2 protein-coding genes are annotated in these 3292 nt (G+C 66.0%); both read left to right on the top strand.

Annotated elements, in window-relative coordinates; translation table 11 throughout:
- Positions 1-566 precede the first annotated feature (566 nt).
- Positions 567-2975: a DEAD/DEAH box helicase gene (locus JS521_RS34710; protein ID WP_205086848.1), complete on the top strand. Its 2409-nt coding sequence runs from the start codon at positions 567-569 to the stop codon at positions 2973-2975.
- A gap of 57 nt (positions 2976-3032) precedes the next feature.
- Positions 3033-3292: helix-turn-helix domain-containing protein (locus JS521_RS34705; RefSeq protein ID WP_205086847.1), on the top strand; the 260-nt coding region annotated here is incomplete at its 3' end.

The following is a 3292-nucleotide window of genomic DNA, read 5'->3' as shown; positions in this document are numbered from 1 at the left end:
GAGCGGGATATGCCCCGGCAAGCCGGGGCATAGTGAATGAATTGCGCAAGCGCAATTCGAATTCCGGCGCAAGCGCCGGAATGGAATTCCGTAAACGGAATTCCGGGAGGGGATGCAATTCGCGCAAGCGCTCATTGCTGGCACCCGCGCAAGCGCGGTCGCCTGGGCTGGCAGCAAGGGGAGGTGCATCATGCTCGGGCCTGTGTAGGGCTTGGGGTTCCTGGTCACCACCCCTGCAACGGAGGTGACGGCCCGTCGGACTGTACGGGTGCCGGCCTCGCCGCAGTGACGGGTTCCGCTGCGCTCCACCCTGACCCCTCCCTCACTCTCGAACCCACCCGGTGATGCCCATCAACGCCCCATCAGCATACAGGAAAACCGGTCGCATCAGGTCGAGATTCGGTCATGTATCACCCTGGGGGTGGAAGTTGGTGTGCGGGTGATGCATCACGGGTCATGCCTGTGTAGTGTTTGGGTGTATCCACCACAACCCCGGACCATCTCATCGCGCCGGGAACTTCCATTCTTGTTACGCGAGACATTGCGCGAAAAGGAGAACACGGGGAATGGCTAGGAAACTGTTTCCTCACCAGATCGAGGCTGTTGCGAACATTGTGCGCGGTCTCGATGTTCCACTGGATGGCATTCCTGTAAATGGCCTGCGGGGACAGGTGCATGCCGCGTGCGGAACGGGAAAGACCACCATTGCCGCAGTGTCGGCAAAGCGGATTGTGCCCAAGGGGCGCATTCTGGTCCTGGTACCGACGCTGGACCTTCTGACTCAGACGGTCCGTGAATGGCACGAGGCTGGACACACGGGGCCGGCTGTTGCGGTGTGCAGCCTCACCGACGACCCGGAGCTGTGGAACCTCAAAGTGCGCTCCACCACGAACCCCGTGCAGCTGGCGCTGTGGCACGGCTCGGGGCCGGTGACCATCTACGCCACCTACGCGTCGCTGGGCGTCCTGGCGGAGGCGTTCGAGGGTGCCTACGGGCAACGGCTGGACCCGGTGGACCTGACGGTGGTCGATGAGGCCCACAGGACAAGTGGCTCGATGGGTAAGGCCTGGGCCGATGTCCACAACCAGGGCGTCATCCCCTCGTACCGGCGGCTGTATCTGACGGCCACGCCGCGGATCTGGGAGGAGCGGCCGAACCGTGAGGTCGCGGAGGGGGTCCGTGACCCGCTGCCGCGCGAGATGGCGGCCTCCATGGACGACGAAAAGGTCTTCGGCCCGGTCCTCTACAAGCTCTCGTTGGCATCGGCCGTGTCGCGGAAGCTGCTTGCGCGGTACCAGATCATCGTCCTGGAGCTCCAGGACCCGGTCGTCACCCCGGAGCGGCTGATGAGCGAGGAGCGGCACAGCGAGAGGGTGCGCGGTGAGCGCCTGGGGGCGCTGCAGGCGGCGTTGCTGCACACGATGGCGGAGCACCACCTCCAGACGTGCATCACCTTTCACCACCGGACGATAGAGGCGCAGGCGTTCGCGGAGGGCCTGGAGCGCGTGGCCAAGCGGCTGCACGCTGACCAGCCTGAGAAGTACCCGGCGGCGATCTGGGCGGACTGGCTGTGTGGCGAGCATGTCCCTGAGCGTCGGCGGGGGGTTCTGGGTGAGTTCGGGTCCACGGCGCTGCGGGCTGTCTTGTGTAACTGCCGGGTTCTGGGTGAGGGCGTCGACATCCGAGCGGTGGACTCGGTGGCCTTCCTGGACCCCAAGGGTGCTCCGCACGACATCGTTCAGGCGATCGGCCGGGCGCTGCGTCAAAAGCCCGGACAGGAGAAAGTGGCCTCTTTGATCGTGCCGGTATTTCTGCAGCCCGGGGAGCAGCCGGAAGACATGTTCACCTCCGGGTCGTACCGGCCTTTGGTGAAGATATTGGAGGGTCTTCGGGCTCACGACGAAGAGGTAATTGAGCTGCTCGCGATCCCGCAGGAGCCTCAGAAGGACGTCGTGCAGCCGTCCGAGTACATCGGTTCGCCGCCCGAGGAAGGCGAGGACGAATTCCGTCTGTTGCTCCGTTTTGCGGTTCCGCGTGACCCGGTGATGGTCGCGGACTGGATTTCCTTCAACGTCATCGACACCGAGCGCCAGGACTGGGCGCGCGGCTGGTCGGCGCTCAAGACGTTCACGGAGCGTGAGCATCACGCCCGAGTCCCCTATGGGCACAAAGAGGGCGCGACACCGCTTGGACAGTGGGTCGCGGAACAGCGACGGGCGTACGGGGCGGGGCAGATGATCGGGCAGCGGGCGCAGCGGCTGGAGAGGCTGGGCATGGTCTGGAGCCCGGCCGATGAGCGGTTCCAGGAGAACCTGGAGGCCGCCAAGGCGTACTACGGCCAGTACTGGACCCTCTGTGCTCCGAGGTCCGCAGTGGCCCTGGACAGGCCGGTAGGACAGTGGTTGAGCAATTTGCGCCGTGCGGGTGCGCTGGACGGTCACCCTGAGTGGAAGGCCGCGCTCCTGGCCGTGGACGCGGACTGGAACCCGGCGTGGCCGGCCGACTGGCAGCGGCACTACGCCGCGCTGCGCGAGCTGCTGGCCGACGAAGAAAGCCAGGCTGGCGCGGTGGAGGTCCTGCCCGGGTTCACCGTGCACGGCATGGACATCGGCAAGTGGCTGGCCCGGCAGCGGAAACCGGAGGCCTGGCAGGCCTTGGCGGGCGGGCAGCGCGAACGCTTGGAGCAGCTCGGCATCACACCGGTCGCGTTGGAGGTGGCGGCGTCTGTGAAGCCGTCCACGGCGCCCGTGAGCGCCTTCGGGCGGGGGGTGGCGGCGCTGGCGCAGTACAAGGCCCGCGAGGGCTCTGTGACCGTCCCCAGAGGCCACGTGGAGGGGGTCAAGGCCGGTGGCCAGGAGTACCCCGTCAAGCTCGGAGTCTGGATCATGAATCAGAAGGGACGCCGCGCGAAGCTCACCGCCGACAAACTCCAGGCACTCGCCGCGCTCGGGCTGGAATGGGCGCGAGAGGGTTAAAGGGTAGGGTAAGTTTTTGGTTAAGCTGTATCGAGTCCTGACGTGAAGGTGCATGGAATGGCGTCTGAGGAAGAGCTGTTCGCGAGCGTGGACGCGCTGTTGGAGGAGGAGCCGCAGCTCCCGCCTCCGGCGGAGCGTGCCCGGCTGCGTGAGGCCGCCGGCATCACCCAGGCCCGCCTCGCGGTCGCGCTGAAAACGTCGACGCAGACGGTGAAGAACTACGAGAACGGCCGCTCGGAACCGAAGTCGCCGCGCCTGGAGGCTTACCAGCGGCTCCTGAAGGGGTGGGCAGCGAAGTACCCCGCGCACACTTCCTC

This window comes from Streptomyces durocortorensis (assembly GCF_016901035.1).
GTDB lineage: Bacteria > Actinomycetota > Actinomycetes > Streptomycetales > Streptomycetaceae > Streptomyces > Streptomyces durocortorensis.
The sequence above is the reverse complement of the archived record's forward strand: the minus strand, read 5'-3'. Positions and strand labels throughout refer to the sequence as shown.

Coding starts and splice junctions, on each gene's coding strand:
- JS521_RS34710 (WP_205086848.1), top strand. CDS start 567: ATGGCTAGGAAACTGTTTCCTCACCAGATCGAGGCTGTTGCGAACATT.